This window comes from Cytobacillus gottheilii, from assembly GCF_001636345.1.
GTDB lineage: Bacteria > Bacillota > Bacilli > Bacillales > Cytobacillaceae > Cytobacillus > Cytobacillus gottheilii.
Map to the genome: position 1 here is coordinate 942,171 of NZ_KV440945.1, position 21,830 is coordinate 964,000.

Below are 21,830 nucleotides of genomic sequence, written 5' to 3' on the forward strand. Positions count from 1 at the left end.
CCACATATGAATTCTTTTATTGGAAAGATAAAAGATGCTTTTCAGGGAAATGACGATTTCTTCTGTAAAAAACAAATAATCTGCGGCGAGTCCGTTTTTGTAATAGGTTTAGACAGCTTGGTTGAATTAGATAAAACACTTGGAGAACTGAAAGAATATAAGGTAATCGAAGAGATTGAGCAGCACGGAGAGGAGTTGGCGGATATTGAAACAGCTGAAGCCTCTCTTTTAGAAGGCAAACTGCTGCTTGCAAGAACGAATAAGGATCTTGCTATTAGTCTTGTACCAGCTCCTGTTTCTTTAAATCGTTCGATTGAAAGCTCTTCAAATGAAAATGTTGTGTTAGGTTCGCCCATTTCTTTCAATGAGGATATTAAACTCAATATTGGACTGGTCAGGAAGAATATGAAATCACAGCATTTAAAGGTTAAAACCTATGAAATGGGTAAACAGTATAAGAAGGAAATAGCTCTGCTCTATAATCAGGAAATGGTTCATTCAGAACTGCTGTCCAAAATACAAGATCAAATTGCAAAATTTATGAATCAAGCCGAACTTGAATGTATTCAGGATGCCTATAAGATGCTTGGATTAAAAAAGTGGAGTTTCGTTACGCAAATCAATACAACTGAAATCCCAGATGAAGCACTGCGGGCAATCGGAAAAGGAAGAGTGGTTCTATTTATAGATAGACTATCCTTAGCACTTATCCTGCCTGGTGTATTAAGAGATATGATTTTTTTGTATAACGACCATAATTACCCCTACCCGCTTATGCTCTCTGTACGGCTGCTCCGAATAATGGGCATTCTTCTTGCGTTAATTATTCCGGGACTATATGTTGCTTTAGTTGCCGTAAACCCCGAAGTACTAAGAATAGAGATTGCATTGTCAGTTGCACAAAGCAGGGAGGGTGTTCCCTATCCGGCGATTATTGAGATTCTTATTATGCTTCTGATCCTAGAATTAATCTTAGAGGCAAGTATTCGGCTGCCAAGCAGTATTGGTCCGACGATCACAATGGTAGGGGGCATTATTTTAGGGCAGGCGGTTGTAGAAGCAAAGCTGGTCAGTAACCTGCTCATCATTATTTTAGCTGCAGCTACAATTGCCAACTCGACCATAGTAGGATTTCAAAATTCCATTTCTATAAGGATCTTTAAGTATCTTATCGTTTTCCTGGCATCCCTTTATGGGATTCTTGGCATTTTGGTAGGATTGTTTATCATATGTACCTATTTAGCCAGTATTGAAACATTTGGCATTCCTTATTTGTATTTTAACTTAAATAAAGGAGAAAAAAGCAGTGGATAAAAGCTGGCAGATTGTAGTGATGTACATACTGACACACTTAGGACTTTTATTCTTTCTATACCCTGCAAATATCATTGAAAGTTCAAGTGAAGCTCAATGGATTCCAATAGTCATAGGAGTTATCTTGCATTTTGTAATAGTCTTAATTTACTTAAAAGGATTAAGTTACTTTAAAAATAAAAATATTATTGACATATATTCTTCTTTTGGAAAGCTATGGACCATTCTTTTATTAATACCTACAGGATTATACTTATTAATGATCAATATTATTATGGTCAGAGCTTATTCAGAGATCATTAATATCATTTTTCTTACAAAGACCCCGCTCTGGGCTGTAATGCTCCTTATTCTGTCTATTTCCTGTTATTTGTCCATGCAGGAGCTTTCAGCCATTTTTAAGACAGGCTTTCTCTTGTCTTTTCTTTTCCTGCCATTAGTTTTATTTGTTATAGCGATTTCTTTTCAGAATGTAGATTGGCGCTATGTGATTCCTATATGGAGCAGTGACTTCTCTTTTATCAAGAAGCAATCTTATCTTAATAGTTACTTTGCTATTGGGGGAGGGTTCCTATTTTTGGGTTTTATACAGCCAGTGCTATCTTTTCGGAACACCCGGATCCTCATTGGCCTGGCAGCAATCGTACCTGCTTATTTATTATCTGTTTATGTGCCAGTGTTAACATTTGGTCAGGCTACAGCTGAGACCTTTATATTTCCATATGTTGCTGCTGTAGATGGCATCAATATATCTTGGCTTATGTTTGATCGTATCACCATGTTTTTTCTATTATGCTTAATCACATTTATTATGTTATTTATTGCCCTTGTTTTATGGAAAACAGTGCGAATTACAAAATATTATATTCCTATTTTATCAGAGAAATGGGCAGCGATTGGCCTGGCATTCTTCATCTATTGCATCTGTCTGCGTATCCCTAATTGGAGTGATGCAGAGAGGTTGTTTCAGATTAATACGCCTTTACGTTTTTATGTCATTTTATTTGTTCCGCTTTCCATATTTGGTTTAGGTCTTTGGAAGAAACGTAAAGAAGGTGTGAATGGGTGAAAAGATATTTGCTTCTTATTCTATTGCTTACATCCATGTTTATCCTCAGCGGCTGCTGGGATAATAAAGACATTAATCATCGTGTGATGCCTGTTGTCCTCGGTGTGACACAGCAGGACGAAAACTATGAAGTGTACCTGCAGATTCCGCAGCCGGCTGGGGGACAGATTGAAAGCATCGTAGTGTCTGGAACTGGGAAAACCGTAAATGAGATCATTGACCACATTAGTGCAAATATGGAAAGAAGTGTGGATCTTTTGCATGTAAAAGTCATTGTGGTAGATCGGGAGCTAGCTGAAAAGGGAGTAAAGGATTTGATTTCCGGTTTTATCCGATCAAGGGATATATCCTCCAAAGCTTTATTTGCTGTTATTGATCAGGATTTATCCACATTTTTTGGTGCCATGAGCAGTGAACCAAAAGCTGAAGGAACCATTTTATTAGATTTCTTTGAAAAAAGTGCAGGCTGGGATCCGCAAATAGCATTAACAAGAATATGGGAAGTATACAGAAGCATCTATTCTTACACAAATGACGTTGCTGTGCCTTTAATGAAGCTTGGAAAAACAACATTGGTTGAGCATACAGGATCTGCGGTTATTAAAAATGGCGTCATGATGGGAGATATTTCAGCCAATAAAACTTTATTGTATAATGCCTTCAATGGAGAGAGCACACTGGGGAAAATAGAAGTGCTGGATGATGCAAGTGTCATGATCCTAGGTGAGAAAATGAAGTTCAAAAGCAAGCTGGAAGAGGATATACCGGTTTTTTCGCTGTTCTTAAAACTAAAAGTGACTATCTTGGAAACGATCAATGATCCTTCTGAAAACGAGATTAAAAAGGAATTAGAAAAGCTGCTGACTGAAAGATACCAAAGCCTTTTTGAGCAGATGAAAGAAAGCGAGTCAGACATTCTAGGAATTGGCCAATACTTTAGGCGCGAAATCCCTCGTGATCAACTAAAAGAATGGCGCAGTGTTTATTTTCCAGAACTGAAAGTGGACTTTAATATAGAAATAGATATTCAAAACACAGGGAATCTAAAGATTCGTAAAGGATAAAAAGGGAGTTGTAGTGCTGAAAAATAAAGGCTATCGGATAGCGGCCGACAGCCTTTATTTAAGAGATAATCCATTCTAACCCAAAAATCTCCGGATCCATTTCAACCCATCCTTACTGTTTGGATAACGAAATGGCATATCAAAAACAGTAGACTGTTTTAAAACACTTTTTTCATGAGAGAAGGCATCAAAGCTGCTTTTGCCATGATAGGAACCCATGCCGCTTGTTCCGACACCTCCAAAGGGCAGGTGGGGAGTGGCCAAGTGATATAGCGTGTCATTAATACAGCCGCCGCCAAATGAAATGCTCTCAAGGACATGATGTTCAATCTGTTTATCACTTGTAAATAAATAGAGGGCAAGCGGGTTGGGAAAGTTTAAAACACCTGCTATTACATCATCAATGTCCTTGTATTCCATAATAGGAAGAAGAGGACCAAAAATTTCATCCTCCATAATAGAGGATCCCCAATTTACATCTGTGATGACAGTTGGTTCAATGGAGAGTTTTTCTTTATTCGTTTTTCCGCCGTATGCAATTTGACCGCTTGTCAGAAACGCCTCAAGGCGATTAAAGTGTTTTTCGCTGACAATGCGGGTATAGTCACGATTTTCGAGAGGCTGTTTGCCATACAGTTCGGCAATGGCCTCTTTTAGATACGATAAAAATGAGTCTCTTACCTTTTCATGTACATATACATAATCTGGTGCGATGCACGTTTGACCTGCATTGATAAACTTGCCCCAGGCAATGCGCTTAGCTGCAAGTTTTAAGTCTGCATCATGATGTACAATGGCAGGGCTTTTTCCGCCAAGCTCAAGTGTAAGAGGAGTCAGATGCTTTGAGGCTGCTTCCATTACAATCTTTCCAACAGGGACACTCCCAGTGAAGAATAAATAGTCAAAAGGCTCGTTCAGCAAGGCTTGACTTGTTTCAACGGCACCTTCCACGACGGCAATGTACTCTTCAGGGAATGCAGATTCAATCATCTTCTTAATGAGAGCAGAGATGGTTGGCGTGAGCTCTGACGGTTTTATAATGGCACAATTTCCAGCACTGATTGCGCCTATTAACGGAGCGATCGCCAGCTGGAACGGGTAATTCCAAGGTGCAATAATTAAGGCGCTCCCATATGGCTGCGGATAAATATAGCCTTTTGTTCCTGTATGGCTTAAAGCAGTCTTCACTTTTCGAGGTTTGGCCCATTTGTGTAAATGCTTTTTTGTAAACTTAATTTCTTCTAATAGAATACCGATTTCCGTTGTATATGCTTCAAATTCTGACTTGTTTAAGTCTTTGCGGAGCGCATCTATAATCTCTTGTTCATGAGCTTTAATAATGGAGCGCAATTGATCCAATGCTTCTAATCGAAAAGAAATGCTTTTGGTTTGATTGCTTCGAAAATATTCTTGTTGCTTTTGCCGTAATGGCTTGTAGTTTTCCATCTAATCCGCACTCCTTCTTTTGGAGAGTAAATTGAACCTTTCATTTGCGTGTAAGCAGCAGATAAGTTCTCTATATCATACCATGTAACACTTATGAGATCATGAATAAGCACCTGCAATAATCATCTTTTGTGAGGGTTTTGTTCGAAGTGATGTTCAGATTATACTTGGAATAGTTAACTTCTAAGAATTGTTTATGGTAAAATTCAACTAACCATTTTTCTTTAAAGAGGGGCCCATACAGTGAACAAAACAGTGTTAGACAAATTAAAAACATACATATATGGATTTGATGTTTTGGAAATTGATGTTTTCCCGGCAGAGGGCGATCCTAATTCCTTTGACTTTATTGATCGTGAGGAAGATGAGGTGATTGCTTCAGCAAATTTTGATGAAGAAGGTCTGGCTAACTTTTCCACCTATAATGATGAAGAATCTCAAACAGGATCCTTAAAGAGGGATGTACTTATTAATAAAGCTTACACCTTTATTGATGAATTTTATCCAAGGGATTTCAGCGAAACGCTCTGTTTATCTGCATTAATTGATATGGATGATTTCACGATGATTGTCTTTAATCAGAAGGACAAAAAGTTTGGACTTGAACTTCCTAATTCTGGGGTAAGCTTTTCCATTATGCCAAATGGAGTTATCAGTCATGTGGAGAGAGATTATCATAAAGTTGAGGTCATTTATCCGAAAAGCTGTATCACTGCTGAAAAAGCAAAGAAACTATTTTTGAAAGAGCTTCGGTTAGTGCCTGTCATAGCTAAATATGATAAGGATACATATGTCAACGGAGATAACCGTTATTACTTTGTCTATGAAATAGAAGATTACGTGATGGAGGTAGGAGCTGACGGAAAGCTTCAGACAATCGAAATGTTTGGAGTCGAGCGCCAGCAATATGCTGGGGAAGTCTGTCTGTCGGATCCTGCTGATTTATATACACTAGCAGGATTAACGGAAGATCACATGAAGATTTACGAAAGCAAAACAAAGAAGGGCCGCATCGAGGTTTGGAGCAAAAAAACCAAACAAGAGCTTGCTGTTGAGAATGCGGAGCTGGCAGAAATCCAATTAGCGATTCCAGATACGGTTAAGCTGCTATTTAATCAGGATGGAGGATTACTGCGCTTATTAAGTGAAGATCATAATTCAAATGCATCAGTGATTACAGCAGAACAAGCACTGAAAAAGGCGAATGAAGTGATCTCTGGTGAATATACAAAAAATAAAAGTACGTTTCAATTACTTCAAGGTGATGCCGAATTGCACCATTATACCAATGAAGGTCAATCAGAAATATATGCTTATCGTTTTTGTTATCACCGTTTTGAACAGGGCATAAAAGTTCAAAATGCTGAAATTGCCATCGAAATCTGCGCCAAAACAGGCTCCCTGCTTAGAGTTGAAACAGATCAGGTTATTTTTGCTGATCTTAGTATGCTAAATATTCAGCAGTCTATTACGATAGAAGAAGCAGCGGAAACGTATAAAAAGGGTCTGTCCATGGAGCTATCATGGGTAAAAGATCTGGAAAACGGCATGTATTCATTAGCTTTTGTCCCTTCTTTTCCACAAACAAGAGGACATATCCGCTGCATCAATGCAACCAGCGGGGAACCCTGGATTATCGATACATCCTGCATGGAAGAATTTGAATAAGAAACATGAGGCTGGGACATCAGTATTTAACATGGCCATAGAACCGAGTGGTTAGGAAGATCATCTTTCTAGTCATTCGGTTTTTTATTTATGATTATAAAATATCTTATTTTAACAAGAGTGAAATGGAGCGGAGGACACTCGACTCCTGTGGGCAATAGAGGAAAGGGTGAGACCCCGCAGGAGCGCGCGACGAGGAGGCTCAGCTTCCTCCCCACGGAAAGCGAGGGTCCGCAGCGCAATGGAACGGGCTTGTTTATCTACTTAAGCCAAATCTGAGTATTGACATAAAACAAACATAATTCTATAATGTCTATAAATAAACAAACATATGTAAGAGGTGTCTATTAATGAAAGCGGAGGAATTGTTCTGGGATGCAACCATAGAGGAATTAAAAAAAGGTTATATAGAGAAAGGGCAGCATTTTGTGTGCTTATTATGCGGCAGATCATCAGAAAGAGGAATTGTGTATGAGCAGCAGGGCGTCTTTTACGAAGCGGAAAAATTTATGCAGCTTCATCTAAAAGAAGAGCATCAGACTGTTTTTCATCACTTGATGGGATTAGATAAGAAGCTGACAGGTTTAACAGAACATCAAAACCGGCTGCTGCGTTTATTTTATGAGGGGAAAAGTGATGGGGAAATTCGCGAGGAAATGGGAATTGGCAGTGCCTCGACGATACGAAATCATCGGTTTGTTCTGAAAGAAAAGGAGCGTCAGGCAAAGCTGTTTTTAACACTGATGGAGCTGCTGAAGGAACATGACCATGATGAGCCGGACTTTATCCCAATCCACCCTCACGCCCGAATGATTGATGACCGCTACAATGTGACAGAAGAAGAGAGTGTAAAGATACTGAATAAGTATTTTCCTCAAGGAGTGGAAGGGAAACTGGCATCCTTTCCTCCAAAGGAAAAGCAAAGACTCATTATATTAAGAGCCGCAGCAGAAAGAATCAGCCCAGAGAAAAAGTATGATGAGAAAGAAATGAACACAGTATTAGCTGTCGTGTTTGATGATTATGTATTACTGAGACGGTATTTAATAGAGTATGGATTTCTCGCACGTGAAAAAGACGGCAGCGCATATTGGCTGAAAAAATAACCGAGAGGCAGGCTGAATATTTTGGAACGAAGAAAAGAATTAAAGCAATTATATAAGGAAACAAAAGTGGAAGCCGGTGTTTATAAAATTACGAACAAAGAAAATGGACGGATTTTTATTGGAAGCACTCCTAATCTAAAAACATTAAATGGAGTTAAGTTCACACTAAATAATGGAACAAGTTTTCATAAAGAGCTTCAGGAGGACTGGAGCCGATTGGGAAGCGATTCGTTTCAAATAGAAGTTGCAGAAGTGTTAAAACAGCCTGAACAAGGCTATTTTGACAGCAAAAAGGAACTTGAAAAATTAGAACAAAAATGGCTGGATGAGCTTATGCCCTTTGGAGAAAATGGGTATAACTAGGATTGTTTAAAGTGAAAATGGGTCTAAAAAAACAGGAAAAGTGCTGTGTTGAGATCCAGAGATGCCGCTTTTGTCTTATCTGAAAGCAGGAAAATGGGCATATTGTTCTCACTAAAAGAAGATCCACTGAAGCCAAATATGCTTATGGATTTTAACTTGTTTTTATAATAATTAACTTGATTAACTGGAAAAAACCATGTAAGATTTAAAGATAAAATTTGAAGAGGTGACCATAGAAAAATGATCTGCTAATCCTGTTTTAATAAATTTTCGTTTTTTGAAGAACTCTTTTAAATAGGATTAGTCTAAAATTGGATAGAAAATGATCATTTATGCTTAGTGTGACAGCACTATGCCTTTTTCTACGGTTAGACTGGATCCTATCCCATTATGACGGATAGGATCTTTTATTTTTCGCATTCAATAAATTTTATCAACTATACAGTATGAAAGTGAGGTTTTACGATGTCTCCTGATCAAAGGAAGAAATTAACGATTTTAATGGTCAATATGTTTATTGCCATAGGAAGTTTTGGGATTGTCATCCCGATCCTCCCTCAATATCTAGAATCAATTAATCAGGGGGGAACTGCAGCTGGGCTCATGATTGCGATTTTTGCTGGAGCACAGCTGATCATGTCCCCTATTGCTGGTAAATGGACCGATCAATATGGCCGCAGGAAAATGATTATATTTGGTTTATCTGGTTTAACCGCATCTATGTTTGTTTTTTATGCCGTTGATTCCATTTACCTGCTGTATGTCTCCCGCGTAATTGGAGGAGTTGGTGCAGCCTTGATGATCCCAGCGATCTTTGCCTATGTTGCTGATATTACAACGATGGATCAGCGTGCAAAAGGAAATAGCCTTGTATCTGCAGCTATGTCCTTAGGGATTGTAATCGGTCCCGGTGTCGGTGGATTTTTAGCGGAATATGGATTAAAGGTGCCTTTCCTTGTTTCTGCCCTTGTCTCCCTTGTTGCTGTTATTTTCTCTGTTATTGTATTAAAAGAAAGTATGTCTGAGCAGGCTGCAGCAGCTGCAAAAAATGTACAGGAAGAGTCAATGGCAAGCAAAATGGTTCGCTCTGTAAAAATGCCTTATTTTGTCCCGCTTATTATTACGCTTGTGATGAGCTTTGGCTTAATGGCTTATGAATCCGTTTTGGGACTTTTTGTAGATAATCAATTTGGTGCCACGCCTCAGGATATTGCTCTTATGATTACAGCCACTGGTATTATTAGTGTGGTTGTTCAATTGTTTATTGTTGATCGTCTTGTTTCAAAAATTGGTGAAGGTAAAGTATTAAACATCTTCTTAGGCGTTGCAGCTTTTGGTTTCTTATTAACCTTATTTGCTTCAAGCTATGCTGTTTTCTTTGCCATCACATTATTAATCTTTTTAGCTACATCGATTCTCCGCCCGGTATTAAACACGCTTATTTCAAAATTAGCGGGAAATGAGCAAGGCTTTGCGATGGGCATGAATAACTCTTATATGAGTATCGGAAATATTTTAGGGCCAACGATTGCCGGAATGCTTTATGATGTTAATATTATTTATCCATTTATTCTAGGACTGGTATTCCTTTCTGTTACAATGACGGTGACCATGATCTGGCAGAAGAAACTGAAACAAAAAAATGCTGCAGTTAAGCTTCAGCAGTCATAAATTAGGCTAATGTCACCTTGCTTTATATTCCAGCGAATGATATGATGTTGCTAACTTAAATGAACGGAGGCTTCCACTAATGCAATCAATCAGACTACGTTTTCCCACTTTGAACCAGTAACTGAATATGTTCAAAAACTCTGCGCCTTGCAGGGTAAACGGGATTGGTCTGCCTTCATTAGAGGAAGTTACATTTGCATATAACGGCAAAGAAGAGGGGATGAATCGTTCTCTCTTTTTTGCTGTCTTTTTTTATACCTTCATAAAGTCTAATTGAGCAGCAAAGGAGAAAATTCTGCTCAGGCTCCGACTTCAAATGAAAGTATAAATGCAGTTAAGCCTCTGGCTACACCTTTTTAGGCTTGCCGGTCGGCAATTAACTTTATCGTTATTTCCTTTATTTCAAAAGGACTACTCCCGATTACACAATGCAGGCATGAAGTTTGTAATGAAAGGGAGGAATCATTTTATGAAGAGAAAAGTCATATTAGCTGGAGTAAATGTAAACAGCAATCAACAGGAAAATTTTAAAAGTTCGATGGAGGAGCTTTCCAATTTAGCTGAAGCATGCGATTTAGAGGTGGCTGGTGCGCTTACGCAAAATGTAAAGCATATTCATAAAGGCTACTATATGGGTCCTGGCAAGGTGGAGGAGCTGCGAATGCTGATTGAACACGAGGATTCTGAGCTTGTCGTGTTTGATGATGAGCTTTCACCTTCGCAAATCCGCAATCTTGAAGAAGAGCTAAAGTGTGAGGTAATCGACAGAACGACTCTTATTTTAAATATTTTTGCAAGCAGAGCGAAAACAAGAGAGGCACAGCTGCAGGTTGAAATGGCTCGGCTTAAATATTTGCTTCCCAGGCTAATTGGCACTCGTGAAGATTTAGGTCGTCAAGGCGGCGGCTCCGGATTAAAAAATAGAGGTGCAGGTGAAACCAAGCTAGAATTGGATCGCCGCAAAATCGAAGAAAAGATCAGTAAGTTATCCACAGAACTGGAACAATTAACGCTGCAAAGAAAAACGCAAAGAAAGCAGCGCAATAAAAAAGACGTGCCTGTTGCGGCTCTTGTTGGCTATACAAATGCAGGTAAATCTACGCTGATGAATGCAATGCTTGAAAAATATGGCGACAAAGATGAAAAGCTTGTGTTTGAAAAGGATATGCTCTTTGCCACACTGGAAACGGCTGTGCGCAGACTCGAGCTCGAGAATAATCGTGTCTTCTTATTAACAGATACAGTTGGATTTATTCACAAACTTCCACATCATCTCGTCAGGGCATTTCGATCAACATTGGAGGAAGTGACAGAAGCAGACCTGCTTATCCATGTTCTTGATGCATCAGATCCGAACCATGAACAGCATAAGTTGCTAACCGAAAAAGTATTGCATGAAATTGGTGTAAAGGGTATACCTATGATTTATGCATACAATAAAGTCGACTTAACAGATATGGAGTCTCCTTCTGTCAGCAATAGCAGAGTCTATCTGTCTGCGAAAAAGAGGCAGGGTCTAGAGGAATTGACCAATAAAATCAGCACAGAAATTCTAAACGATTATTCACAGCAAACAATGCTTATCCCTTATACAGACGGCGAAATTGTTTCGTATTTTAACAACAATGCCGATGTAATATCAACAGAATATGATGAAAAAGGCACAATCCTGCATGTCATCTGTAAAAATAGTGATGCTGAGAAATATAGTCAATACGTGATTCAAGAATAACAGGGTTAAGTTGTGGATAAGTGTGCATTTTTCTAATTTATCCACAAGTTCTCCGCAAACTATTATGTTGATAATGTGGATAAATTCGTCATTATCAACAGGCTCTTAGAGAATAGCACTAATGTGTATGGGGATAGTTCTGTTGATAAGTAAGGTTAATTGTGAATAAGATGTGGGTAAGTTCTGTTGATTGTGAATTTTGCCATGTGGGTAAATTTTCGGAATAAAAAAATAAGCACATCATTGTTAATAGAGATCCTGCTTTCCACCTATATGGTTTAATGTTAGAAAGAGGCAGGAATTCTGCCCTTCAGTCTTGAAAAAGAGTGATCAAGACAAGTACCCACCAACTGACCAATCGCAAACTGACTAACTCAATAATTGTAGCAGACGAAAAAACAAAGCAAGCACAATAACCACGAACTGCGAATCCAATATGGATCCGCGGTCCGTGGTTATTCGTTCTTGTCAGTTCGCTGATTCCCCAAGATCCCATAAAACATCAGTTTAGTGATTTCTTCTGCGAACGGAAGAATTTTGTTAGAGATTTCTCCTTTTTTCATGCCTTCCTTCATAATGTGGATAAAAGCTAATATAGCTTCATTTGAAATAGAAGGATCAATATACCCTTTTTGCCGTCCTTCTTCGAATAAGTGCATAAAGCCTTTCAATGACTTTTCGGCATATACCTTTTCGAGATAACTTACTCCAGAAGCATGCTCTTTCATTAGATATTGATAGAAATCTTCATGAATCTCATTGGCTTGTTCACTTTTATTAAAAATAATTTGATGAATCTTTTCGGGAAATGGTGCATTGCCGTAAATGATCTCGTCAAAATAATCAGAAATTTGGTCAACATAGAAAATGATTACTTCTTGTATTAGATTATGTTTGCTTTCGAAATAATTATAGATGGTTACTTGGGAGACATCTGCTTTTTGTGCAATCTCAGATATTGATACCTTTTCGGTGCCATATTCAATAAATAAGTTTAAAGCGGCCTCTAAGATATTTTGTTTCTTCTGTTCTTTACGGCGAGTAAACCCGTCCATTTCTTTCACCTCTGTTTTAGTGTAATAAAAATTTTGAAATAAAACAAATGTAATAGTTCATAACTTGTTGTAAAATATTACAATTTTATATATTATGAAATATATAGATTAAAATATTTCAAAACTTTAACTTGGAATAGGTGAGGTGGAGAAACATGGCAGTTGTAGAAACAAGGAATCTGACAAAAAAATTTGGGACGTTTTCGGCATTATCTGGTGTAGATCTATCTGTGGATAAAGGAGAGGTCTATGGCTTTATCGGACCAAATGGTGCGGGGAAATCCACGACCATCCGCATTTTGTTAGGTTTGTTAAAAGCCAGTTCTGGAGATGCTGCGATTTTTGGAATGGATGCATGGAGAGATGCCGTAGAAATCCACAAGCGATTAGCATATGTTCCGGGAGATGTGAACCTCTGGCCCAATCTAACAGGCGGAGAAGTAATTGACTTATTTTTAAAGCTTCGAGGAAGCGAAAAGAACAGTAAAAGAGATGAAATGATTGAAAGATTTCAATTAGATCCCACTAAAAAGTGCCGGACATACTCAAAAGGAAACCGGCAAAAGGTAGCACTTGTTTCAGCCTTTTCAGCCCAAGCTGATCTATATATTCTTGATGAACCTACATCAGGATTAGATCCTCTGATGGAAAAGGTCTTTCAGGAGTGTGTTATGGATGTGAAAGAAGCTGGGGGAAGTGTCATCCTGTCCAGTCATATTTTATCCGAGGTAGAAAAGCTTTGTGACCGAGTCGGAATTATTCGCGAGGGCACGATGATTGAAACGGGAACCTTAAAAGAGCTTCGGCATTTAACTCGAACAAGTCTGCTGGTTGAAACGGCTGAAAAAATGGGTGACCTTGAAATGTTAAAAGGTGTGCATGGCAGTGAATGGAAAGGAAACATTGTGCAGTTTCAGGCAGATTCCGAAGAGATCGGAAGCATTATGGAATATGTCAGCAGGTTTGGTGTGATCAGAATTGAAAGTGCCCCTCCGACTTTAGAGGATTTGTTTATGCGGCATTATGAGACTCAGCCTTCTCAGCCAAGGGGGAAATAAGGTGAAAAATCGACTGTTTCAGCATACCGGGCAGCTTGTTTTATTCCTTTTAAAGCGAGACCGTTTTGTCATTCCGATTTGGATCATGGGAATTTTATTTTTCACCTATTCGGTTGCTGCTGTTTTTCCTGATTTGTATCAAACAGCGGAAGAGAGGCAAAGTATTGCAGCGACCATGAATAATCCAGCTATTATTGCAATGGTGGGACCTGGCTATGGACTGGATAACTATACTCCTGGAGCCATGATGGCCCACCAAATGCTGTTATTTACTGCTATCGCTGCTGCCATTATGTCGATTTTGCTTGTGACAAGACATTTACGAGCAGATGAGGAAGAAGGAAGAATAGAGCTAATCCGTTCATTTCCAGTAGGCAGATTAGCAAACATTTCTGCTTCCTTTATTGTTCTTACTTTTGTAAATGTAGCGCTGGCTCTGATCATTGGGTTTGGGTTGGCGGTTATGAAGATTGAGAGTATGGATTTAGAAGGCTCCTTGCTATATGGCGCTGCTATTGGTGCAGGAGGATTCATATTTACGGGGCTTACTGCTATTTTTAATCAGCTCACACAGAATGCAAGAAGTGCTTTGGGGCTTTCTTTTTCTGCACTTGGCGGGTTCTATTTGCTTCGTGCTCTTGGAGATATTGATCAATCTGGTCTATCCTGGTTCTCCCCTTTTGGGTATGTGACAGGCACAAAGGTTTATGTGGAGAATGATTGGCTGCCGATTTTTGCCGCAGCAGGAATTGGACTATTCTTTGCTGCAGCTGCTTTTTATTTACAGTCCATTAGAGACTTGGATACTGGTTTTTTACCTGCTGGAAAAGGGCGTGAAAAGGCAAATAAAACGTTACTGAGTCCCATTGGATTAACTTTTAGACTGCAGCGAACAGGTTTCATCTGCTGGACAGCAGGGATGTTCATCCTGGGGATTTCATATGGTGCAGTTCTAGGAGATTTAGAGTCCTTTTTTCAAGATGTTGACCTAATGAAGAATATGCTGGTTCCTGTTGAAGGCTATACATTGACAGAGCAATTTCTGCCAATGCTGCTATCCGTTATGGCGATGATGGGAACAATTCCTGTCTTGATGTCCGTTTTGAAGCTGGCTGGGGAAGAAAAAAAGGGCAGGGCAGAAAATATATACAGTCTAGCAATCTCTCGAAACCGATATTTGTGGAGCCATATTTTTTTGGCCCTTATTTCAGCGTTATTTATGCTATTAGCGATGGCAATTGGATTGTGGTTCGCTGCAGCCGCTGTAATGGAAGAGCCATTTCAATTGAGTACAATCTTTAGAGGAGCATTTGCTTTTCTTCCTGCTTTATTACTGATGATCAGTATTTCAGTTTTATTGGTGGGGATTTCAGCAAAGTATGGAGCTTTAACTTGGATTTACTTGCTTTATTCTTTTATTGTTGTTTATTTAGGAAACTTACTGCAGTTTCCTGACTGGATGAGCAAACTCTCGCCATACGGATATATTCCGCAAATTCCTGTAGAAAGCATGGATTATCCGGCAGCGATCATGATGACCATAATCGCTGCATTGATTATGGTTACAGGTACATTCTTTTATAATAAACGTGATATTTCCGGCTAGTGTGCTGGAAATCTGATAGAACATGATCAAACAGAGAAATGCGTTAGTTCAGTTCTTTTAAATACCAGGCATCCATTGCCGAATGTTCCGATCCCAGTATCGGTTCAGATAACAGCTTAAAACCATATTTCTGATACAAACCACCCGCCGCCTTTAGTTCATGGCGCGTCTCAAGATAGCAAGAGTTATAGTGCTGAGATGCGTATGCTAAGGCGGTTTTCATTAACAGATTGGCATATCCTTTTCCCTGCACTTTATCCTTTAAATAAAGCTTTTGCAGTTCACATATTCCTTTATCCTCATCAAAAACACCGATTCCAATCCCGCCAACCACTTCATGATCAAGCTCCGCCACCCAATACTTAGAATTCTTCAGTGACTGGTAATGCTCAAATAACGTTCCTAACTGCGGATCAAAGTAAGCCGTTCCTTGTATGTTTAACTGAACGGACTCTAGTGACTCTTTTATAATTGCTTCTATCACTTTATTATCCTTTTTTTCTATTTCCCTGATGATCATTTCATTCTCCTTAAATTTATTTTGTGCGGGAATGCCGCTTAATCTGCAGATAAAATTTAGAATAACTTTACTATATATAGGGTTTAGAGTAAATAGCCACTTATTTGCAAGTTTACAATAAGTGACAAAAATTATACTATTATTTGTAAGAATAGTGAAAAAATAACGGGGAGGGAAAAGAAATGAATCATCTAATTCAAGCTGCTGTAAAAGTTGATAAGGACATCATTCTGCAAACCTTTAAGAATCTTCAGGATGATATATGCCAAAAGATAGAATTGCTAGATGGAAGTGCACGTTTTCATGAGGATCAGTGGGATCGCCCAGGCGGTGGCGGCGGAAGAGCTAGAGTCATTGAAAATGGACAGGTCTTTGAAAAGGGAGGCGTTAACTTTTCTCATGTTTATGGAGCACTACCTGAAACCATGTCTGCAGGACTTAAATTGCCTAGCGGGCATGAATTTTTAGCTACTGGTGTTTCTATTATTATGCATCCTGTCAATCCCTATGTACCGATCATTCACATGAATGTCCGTTATTTTGAAATGTCGAATGGAGATAAGTGGTTTGGTGGCGGAATTGACCTAACACCTATATATATTGACGAACAGCAAGCGAATTATTTTCATCGCAGCATAAAGCGTCTATGTGATCAACATGATCCAAATTATTACCCGGCATTCAAAGAGTGGGCAGACCGTTATTTCTATATAAAGCATCGCCAGGAAACGCGAGGAATCGGCGGTATTTTCTTTGATCGATTAAGAGTAGATGAGAACACAACGATTGAAAAGCTTTTTGATTTTGTAAAAGATGTCGGTGACTCGTTTGTGCCCATTTACAGTCAGCTTGTAGAAGAAAATAAACATAAAACATATGGTGAAGCGGAAAAAGAATGGCAGTATGTGCGCAGAAGCAGGTATGCAGAATTCAACCTCGTATACGACCGCGGAACAAAATTTGGTCTCGACACGAATGGCAGAATAGAATCGATCTTTATGAGCCTGCCCCCTCAAGCGAAATGGCTCTACAATTATCAAGTACAGCCTGACAGTATGGAAGCGAGAACCTTGAGTTTGCTGAAAAAGGATGTAGATTGGATTAAAGAATAAAAACATTTATTCTCGTGAAGATTAGATGCTCAAGAAGAACAAGGTATATAAACTCTTGCTTTTACAAAAGTATCAATTAATTTTTGAATTTTAACACTTTGAGATTATAGTTATTCAAAGTCTAGATTCAGTCAAAAAATCTTTTCACATCTAACGGAAAGTGCCAATTCAGGAACCCTTTTGTAAAAAGCAACCTCTTAAAAAGATACAGTAATCTATGTTATCATAAGAACTAGTTTCCTAGGGTGAAGTTAGTAATTGCTATTAAAAATTGCTGCTAATAACGAATAGTATACAAATAGATTACTATTTTAGGAAAACAGTTTTAGGAGGTATTTGATGAATTGGGCTTTATTTTATGATGTTGAAATGTGGACGCAAATAGGAATATCTATAGGGATTTTCCTGTTATTTTTAGTGTTTAGGAAGTTATTTTCTAAATATGTTTACTCGTTAATTCTTCGGTTGAGCAGAAAAGCTCCAACGGACATCCTGACACATATTTTTGTGTCGTTTGAGAAGCCGCTGCAATGGTTATTTATTATTATTGGAATTGAGCTTGCGGCGGGTTATTTCCCTTACGCAGAACCAGGGATTCTATTTGATCGTATTATACGTGCATCAGTAATCGTATTGATCACATGGGGATTATACAACTTAGCTTCGGCGTCATCCATTTTCTTTGCTCAGGTAAAGAGTCGCTTTAAATTAGAAATTGATGATATTTTAATCCCGTTTATGTCCAAGGCTATTCGCTTAATCATAGTTGCCATTAGTTTTACGATCATTGCACAAGAGTTTGGTTATAATGTAACAGGATTTATCGCTGGGCTTGGCCTGGGTGGTGTGGCAATTGCGTTTGCTGCAAAGGATGCAATCGGAAACCTGTTCGGCGGTTTTATTATAATTACTGAAAAGCCGTTTACGATCGGTGACTGGATCATGACGCCAAGTGTGGAAGGAACCGTAGAGGATATTACTTTCCGGAGTACCAAGGTCCGTACATTTGCAGATGCGATCGTAACTGTTCCGAATAATACGTTAGCAAATGAGTCGATCACCAATTGGAGTAAAATGGGGAAACGCCAAGTAAGCTTTAATATTAAAATTTCTTATGAAACACCGAAAGCCAAACTATTAAAAGTCGTGCGGCAAATGGAAGAGGAAATTAAAGGTCATAGCGAAGTGCACCCTGACTCAATCCTTGTCCGCTTTGACAAATATCAGGAAAATGGCTATGAAGTTTTCATCTATTTCTTTACAAAATCAACGGCTTGGGATGAGCATTTACGAGTGAAAGAAGAGATTAATTTTAGATTGATTGAGATTCTTGAAAATGAAGATGTGTCTATTGCGTTACCAAGCAGAAAGCTGTATGCAAGTGAGCCAGATGATGATAAGGGTAGCTTGCCGGCACCACAGGAGTCATAAGCTAAGAAAAAAGCTGCCGTCAAGGCAGCTTTTTGTTCTATTAGTAACCAAATTTATAAGATTCATTTTTCACTATTAAGCTCCAGAAAGGCTGGCTCTGTCTTTCCTTTTTCTAACGGATATAATTGATATCCGCCTGTTTCAGAATCAAAGCTCCTCAAAACGGTCATATTTTTGATTTCCTTTAAAACGAGATCAACGGTTAACACTTTATTTTCGCCTTTGATTAAATGACCGCCAAAGACGGCACCGTTGTGGTCACACATGGTTCCGTGTATATGGGTTTCAAATTGATCATCTCTTTGACAGACAATTCCCGTTCCATTCAGAAATTCAATTGGACCATTCCGGCTGATAAGCTCTCCGTAGCCAGCACCGATATTTGTCTCGGGCTTTTCCACCAAGTATACATAACCAGCTTTTTTAAGACTGCCAAAACAGCTGCTGATTGTAGCATATTTCATCTGATTTGCTCTGCAGACCTCTTCAATTCCAGAAAGTAAATCTGTACCAGGCAGCAGCCGGGCAACAACCGTTTTTCCCTCAAAACCTTCAGCAAAATGTGCACGTACAGTATGAGTCATACTTTTCTCCCTCTCGCATATATTTCTAACTAGTATATATTAAGTTTTAATTTTTTGAAAAAAAGATATTGACATTCATTAATGGTTCATGTAGATTTTACCAATAAGGTTACCAAAAATTAAATATACTTGATTGTTCTCTTATCAAGAGTAGCTGAGGGACTGGCCCTGTGAAGCTCGGCAACCGTTCATTTAACAGAATGAATTGGTGCTAAATCCTGCAAAACACGTTTGTGTTTTGGAAGATAAGAGAGGAAGCGTATCTTTGTATGCTTATGCCTCTCTTTCTTTTGAAAGAGAGGCATTTTTATTTAAAAAAATTTCTTTAGGAGGAACGAACATGAAAAAATGGGCAATCATCTTATCATCAATTTTATTAACTGGATTTTTAGCAGGCTGTGGGAGTGACAGTGCCTCTGGAGATGAGGCTGAGCCGCTAAGTGAAGAAAAGCTTCTGATTGGCGTTACCGCTGGGCCGCATGAACAAATTGTTGAAAAGGTTAAAGAGGTTGCTGCGAAGGATGGCTTAGAGCTTGAATTAAAAGTATTCACGGATTATGTGCTGCCTAATACATCGCTTGCAGAAGGTGATTTGGATGTAAACAGCTATCAGCACGAACCGTTTTTAGATCAATTTAATGAGGATCATAATACAGATCTAGTGCCTGTAGGAAAAACGATTCTGAATCCAATGGCCGTTTATTCAGATGAATTTGGAAGTATTGAAGATCTGCCAAATGGAGCTAAAATTGGTTTGCCAAATGATCCGACAAACGGTTCACGTGCATTGTTTATCTTAGAAGAAGCTGGACTTATTAAACTGATTGACGAGAAGAGAGAAACGGCCTCTATTTATGATTTAGAAGAGAATCCAAAAGAATTTGAGTTTATTGAACTGGATGCAGCGCAAATTCCAAAGCAATTAAGTGAGCTGGATGCTGCTGCCATTAACACGAATTTTGCTTTAGAAGCCGGACTTAATCCAAAAGAAGATTCAATTCTCCTTGAGTCAACGAATTCTCCATATGTTAACTACATCGTTGTCCGGGCAGAGAATGAAAATGATCCTGTGCTTGAAAAGCTCAGAAATGCGTATCAGTCTGAAGAAGTGAAGAAATTTATTGAAGATGAATTCAAAGGATCTGTCATTCCGAGCTGGGATGAATAATCTTTTAATCTAGATTCCGATGAAAGAAGAATGCTCGCTCCAGCTGCAAGGGACGCGAGCACCATTCTGCTATCATATTCGGTCACACATTATTTCTATTGAATGGCTGATCAGACTTGAAGGAGGTACAGCATGATTGTATTGGAAAATATATCGAAAACTTTTTCAGGAAAAAAAGGAGATATTGAAGCAGTTCGGAATGCCAATATTGAAGTGAAGACAGGAGAAATCCATGGAGTCATCGGCTATAGCGGTGCTGGTAAAAGTACATTAATCCGCTGTGTAAATCTGCTCGAAAACCCAACCTCGGGCAGGGTGATTATTGGAGGAGAAGATCTCACTTCCTTATCAGAGCAGAATCTACGTGAAAAAAGAAAGAAAATCGGCATGATTTTTCAAGGGTTCAATTTATTAAAAACGGCAACTGTCTATGATAATATTGCCATTCCTTTAAGATTAATTGGCATCCAGAAGAAAGAAGTCGGCGATCGAGTAAAAAAATATTTAGAGATTGTGGGTTTAGCAGATAAAGTGAATGCTTATCCAAGTCAGTTATCAGGAGGACAAAAGCAGCGGGTCGCCATAGCCAGAGCCCTGGCCCAAGAACCTGAGCTGCTGCTAAGCGATGAAGCAACAAGTGCGCTTGATCCGGAAACAACAGATTCGATTCTCGAGCTGCTTTTAAAAATCAATAAAGAGCTGGGCATTACCATTCTGCTCATTACACATGAAATGAACGTCATTCAAAAAATATGTGATTATGTATATGTGATGGAACAAGGCAGTATTATCGAGCAGGGAACAGCCATTGAATTGTTTTCCAATCCGCAATATCCAACGACCAAAAAGTTTTTAAACACGATCGCACAGCGCAAGCTTTCATCCTCGCTTATTCAGCAGTTAAAGTTATCAGGAAATGTGCTCAGACTTACTTTTTTAGGCGAATCGACGGGACAGCCGCTGCTGGCGCTCGTGAGTCAAAAATTTAATGTAAAACCCAATATACTAACCGCTAATATCATTGAATTGAAAAACGGAATTGTCGGGAATATAAGTATCCACTTGCTCGGTGAAAAGCAGGATATTGCCGCTGCTCTCAGCTATTTAGAAGAGCATGGAGTAAATGTAGAGGAATTGGAGGGATAACAAAATGGATCGATTTCAGCAATTTACAGATCAGTGGCTGCCGATTATCGGCAAGGCAGTCGTAGAGACTTTCCAAATGGTCGGTGTTTCACTTTTATTTTCCATTTTAATTGGTGTGCCCCTCGGCATTCTCGTTGTTCTAACAAGGCCTGGCCAATCGCTGCATAACAAATGGGTGTATGGCGGCTTAAATTTAATCATTAACATTATTCGTTCTGTGCCCTTTATTATTTTACTATTCTTTATTCTGCCTTTTACCAAATTTATCGTCGGGACAACGATCGGAGTCCAAGGAGTTATTGTTCCGCTTGTTATTTATACAGCACCGTATATTTCCAGGCTCATAGAAACAGCTTTATTGGAAGTGGATAATGGGGTGCTGGAGGCCTATAAAGCAATGGGCATCAAGACACGTCAAATTATTTGGAATGTGATGCTGCGTGAAGCACGCCCTTCTCTTATCTTAGGGTTAACGATTGCTACGGTCGGCTTAATTGGAGCAACCGCAATGGCTGGACTTGTTGGAGCAGGTGGTTTAGGGGACTTGGCTTATAGGTTCGGGCATCTACGTTATGAAGTTGACGTGATGTATGCAACGGTTCTAATTTTAATCATCTTAGTGCAAACCATTCAAACCATTGGCAACAGATTGGCCGCCCGTTTGAAAAAGGACTAGTGTATTTTGCGAGATAAGAATCATAGAAAGGAGGATGAACA

19 protein-coding genes and 1 riboswitch are annotated in these 21,830 nt (G+C 38.9%); of the genes, 15 read left to right on the plus strand and 4 right to left on the minus strand.

What is annotated here, in order from left to right; translation table 11 throughout:
• The first annotated feature begins 6 nt into the window (after positions 1-6).
• From A6754_RS04445 to A6754_RS04455, 3 genes are read left to right on the plus strand one after another with little or no spacing between them, the layout of a single operon-like run.
• Complete coding sequence (locus tag A6754_RS04445) at positions 7-1,314, plus strand: spore germination protein (RefSeq protein ID WP_066442702.1); 1,308 nt, start codon at positions 7-9, stop codon at positions 1,312-1,314.
• The gene (locus tag A6754_RS04450; protein WP_066442703.1) at positions 1,307-2,383 is read left to right on the plus strand and encodes a GerAB/ArcD/ProY family transporter; all 1,077 of its coding nucleotides are present in this window, start codon (positions 1,307-1,309) and stop codon (positions 2,381-2,383) included. The genes A6754_RS04445 and A6754_RS04450 overlap by 8 nt, the downstream gene beginning before the upstream one ends.
• Positions 2,380-3,447, plus strand: coding sequence for a Ger(x)C family spore germination protein (locus tag A6754_RS04455; protein WP_257297410.1), 1,068 nt, complete (start codon positions 2,380-2,382; stop codon positions 3,445-3,447). Before A6754_RS04450 ends, A6754_RS04455 begins: the two co-directional genes overlap by 4 nt.
• A gap of 75 nt (positions 3,448-3,522) precedes the next feature.
• Here A6754_RS04455 and A6754_RS04460 read toward each other — a convergent pair whose 3' ends face one another.
• Entirely contained in the window at positions 3,523-4,893 is a 1,371-nt protein-coding gene (locus A6754_RS04460) for an aldehyde dehydrogenase (RefSeq protein WP_066442704.1), read from the minus strand.
• Between the two features lie 243 nt (positions 4,894-5,136).
• Between A6754_RS04460 and A6754_RS04465 the strand changes: the two genes are divergently transcribed.
• The 5 genes from A6754_RS04465 (at position 5,137) to hflX (ending at position 11,433) form a co-directional block, all read left to right on the plus strand.
• Complete coding sequence (locus tag A6754_RS04465) at positions 5,137-6,561, plus strand: hypothetical protein (protein ID WP_066442705.1); 1,425 nt, start codon at positions 5,137-5,139, stop codon at positions 6,559-6,561.
• A gap of 350 nt (positions 6,562-6,911) precedes the next feature.
• A complete protein-coding gene (locus A6754_RS04470; protein ID WP_066442706.1) occupies positions 6,912-7,667 on the plus strand; it encodes a DUF2087 domain-containing protein in 756 nt (251 codons plus the stop codon).
• A gap of 21 nt (positions 7,668-7,688) precedes the next feature.
• Positions 7,689-8,030, plus strand: coding sequence for a GIY-YIG nuclease family protein (locus tag A6754_RS04475; RefSeq protein WP_066442707.1), 342 nt, complete (start codon positions 7,689-7,691; stop codon positions 8,028-8,030).
• A gap of 465 nt (positions 8,031-8,495) precedes the next feature.
• On the plus strand, positions 8,496-9,701 hold the full coding sequence (locus A6754_RS04480) for an MFS transporter (protein ID WP_066442708.1): 1,206 nt from the start codon (positions 8,496-8,498) through the stop codon (positions 9,699-9,701).
• A 469-nt stretch (positions 9,702-10,170) separates the two neighbouring features.
• On the plus strand, positions 10,171-11,433 hold the full coding sequence (hflX, locus tag A6754_RS04485) for a GTPase HflX (protein WP_082851605.1): 1,263 nt from the start codon (positions 10,171-10,173) through the stop codon (positions 11,431-11,433).
• A gap of 455 nt (positions 11,434-11,888) precedes the next feature.
• Here the strand turns inward: hflX and A6754_RS04490 are convergent, their stop codons facing one another.
• On the minus strand, positions 11,889-12,488 hold the full coding sequence (locus A6754_RS04490) for a TetR/AcrR family transcriptional regulator (RefSeq protein ID WP_066442710.1): 600 nt from the start codon (positions 12,486-12,488) through the stop codon (positions 11,889-11,891).
• 155 nt (positions 12,489-12,643) lie between these two features.
• On the opposite strand from A6754_RS04490, the gene A6754_RS04495 reads away from it, so the two are divergent.
• Both A6754_RS04495 and A6754_RS04500 read left to right on the plus strand, forming a co-directional pair.
• Positions 12,644-13,546, plus strand: a complete 903-nt coding sequence (locus tag A6754_RS04495; RefSeq protein ID WP_066442711.1) for an ABC transporter ATP-binding protein — start codon at positions 12,644-12,646, stop codon at positions 13,544-13,546.
• Between the two features lies 1 nt (position 13,547).
• A complete protein-coding gene (locus tag A6754_RS04500; protein ID WP_156495694.1) occupies positions 13,548-15,152 on the plus strand; it encodes an ABC transporter permease in 1,605 nt (534 codons plus the stop codon).
• A gap of 43 nt (positions 15,153-15,195) precedes the next feature.
• Here A6754_RS04500 and A6754_RS04505 read toward each other — a convergent pair whose 3' ends face one another.
• Complete coding sequence (locus A6754_RS04505; protein WP_066442713.1) at positions 15,196-15,672, minus strand: GNAT family N-acetyltransferase; 477 nt, start codon at positions 15,670-15,672, stop codon at positions 15,196-15,198.
• 182 nt (positions 15,673-15,854) lie between these two features.
• On the opposite strand from A6754_RS04505, the gene hemF reads away from it, so the two are divergent.
• Positions 15,855-16,784, plus strand: coding sequence for an oxygen-dependent coproporphyrinogen oxidase (gene hemF / locus A6754_RS04510; RefSeq protein ID WP_066442714.1), 930 nt, complete (start codon positions 15,855-15,857; stop codon positions 16,782-16,784).
• Positions 16,785-17,123: 339 nt separating this feature from the next.
• Positions 17,124-18,215, plus strand: a complete 1,092-nt coding sequence (locus A6754_RS04515) for a mechanosensitive ion channel family protein (protein ID WP_066442715.1) — start codon at positions 17,124-17,126, stop codon at positions 18,213-18,215.
• A 62-nt stretch (positions 18,216-18,277) separates the two neighbouring features.
• Here A6754_RS04515 and A6754_RS04520 read toward each other — a convergent pair whose 3' ends face one another.
• The gene (locus A6754_RS04520) at positions 18,278-18,799 is read right to left on the minus strand and encodes a PPC domain-containing DNA-binding protein (RefSeq protein WP_066442716.1); all 522 of its coding nucleotides are present in this window, start codon (positions 18,797-18,799) and stop codon (positions 18,278-18,280) included.
• 138 nt (positions 18,800-18,937) lie between these two features.
• A riboswitch (SAM riboswitch) is annotated at positions 18,938-19,051 on the plus strand.
• An 88-nt stretch (positions 19,052-19,139) separates the two neighbouring features.
• Between A6754_RS04520 and A6754_RS04525 the strand changes: the two genes are divergently transcribed.
• The 3 genes from A6754_RS04525 (at position 19,140) to A6754_RS04535 (ending at position 21,789) form a co-directional block, all read left to right on the plus strand.
• Positions 19,140-19,967: a MetQ/NlpA family ABC transporter substrate-binding protein gene (locus A6754_RS04525; RefSeq protein WP_066451365.1), complete on the plus strand. Its 828-nt coding sequence runs from the start codon at positions 19,140-19,142 to the stop codon at positions 19,965-19,967.
• A gap of 132 nt (positions 19,968-20,099) precedes the next feature.
• Positions 20,100-21,113, plus strand: a complete 1,014-nt coding sequence (locus A6754_RS04530; protein WP_066442717.1) for a methionine ABC transporter ATP-binding protein — start codon at positions 20,100-20,102, stop codon at positions 21,111-21,113.
• A gap of 4 nt (positions 21,114-21,117) precedes the next feature.
• Positions 21,118-21,789: a methionine ABC transporter permease gene (locus tag A6754_RS04535; RefSeq protein ID WP_066442718.1), complete on the plus strand. Its 672-nt coding sequence runs from the start codon at positions 21,118-21,120 to the stop codon at positions 21,787-21,789.
• The last annotated feature ends 41 nt before the right edge of the window (positions 21,790-21,830 follow it).

What these genes read in the sequence shown, in the direction of transcription:
- A6754_RS04505 (WP_066442713.1), bottom strand. Translation starts at nt 15,672, where the DNA reads ATGATCATCAGGGAAATAGAAAAAAAGGATAATAAAGTGATAGAAGCA.
- hflX (WP_082851605.1), top strand. Translation starts at nt 10,171, where the DNA reads ATGAAGAGAAAAGTCATATTAGCTGGAGTAAATGTAAACAGCAATCAA.
- A6754_RS04445 (WP_066442702.1), top strand. Translation starts at nt 7, where the DNA reads ATGAATTCTTTTATTGGAAAGATAAAAGATGCTTTTCAGGGAAATGAC.
- A6754_RS04480 (WP_066442708.1), top strand. Translation starts at nt 8,496, where the DNA reads ATGTCTCCTGATCAAAGGAAGAAATTAACGATTTTAATGGTCAATATG.
- A6754_RS04470 (WP_066442706.1), top strand. Translation starts at nt 6,912, where the DNA reads ATGAAAGCGGAGGAATTGTTCTGGGATGCAACCATAGAGGAATTAAAA.
- A6754_RS04495 (WP_066442711.1), top strand. Translation starts at nt 12,644, where the DNA reads ATGGCAGTTGTAGAAACAAGGAATCTGACAAAAAAATTTGGGACGTTT.
- A6754_RS04520 (WP_066442716.1), bottom strand. Translation starts at nt 18,799, where the DNA reads ATGACTCATACTGTACGTGCACATTTTGCTGAAGGTTTTGAGGGAAAA.
- A6754_RS04535 (WP_066442718.1), top strand. Translation starts at nt 21,118, where the DNA reads ATGGATCGATTTCAGCAATTTACAGATCAGTGGCTGCCGATTATCGGC.
- A6754_RS04515 (WP_066442715.1), top strand. Translation starts at nt 17,124, where the DNA reads ATGAATTGGGCTTTATTTTATGATGTTGAAATGTGGACGCAAATAGGA.
- A6754_RS04530 (WP_066442717.1), top strand. Translation starts at nt 20,100, where the DNA reads ATGATTGTATTGGAAAATATATCGAAAACTTTTTCAGGAAAAAAAGGA.
- A6754_RS04525 (WP_066451365.1), top strand. Translation starts at nt 19,140, where the DNA reads ATGAAAAAATGGGCAATCATCTTATCATCAATTTTATTAACTGGATTT.
- hemF (WP_066442714.1), top strand. Translation starts at nt 15,855, where the DNA reads ATGAATCATCTAATTCAAGCTGCTGTAAAAGTTGATAAGGACATCATT.
- A6754_RS04460 (WP_066442704.1), bottom strand. Translation starts at nt 4,893, where the DNA reads ATGGAAAACTACAAGCCATTACGGCAAAAGCAACAAGAATATTTTCGA.
- A6754_RS04490 (WP_066442710.1), bottom strand. Translation starts at nt 12,488, where the DNA reads ATGGACGGGTTTACTCGCCGTAAAGAACAGAAGAAACAAAATATCTTA.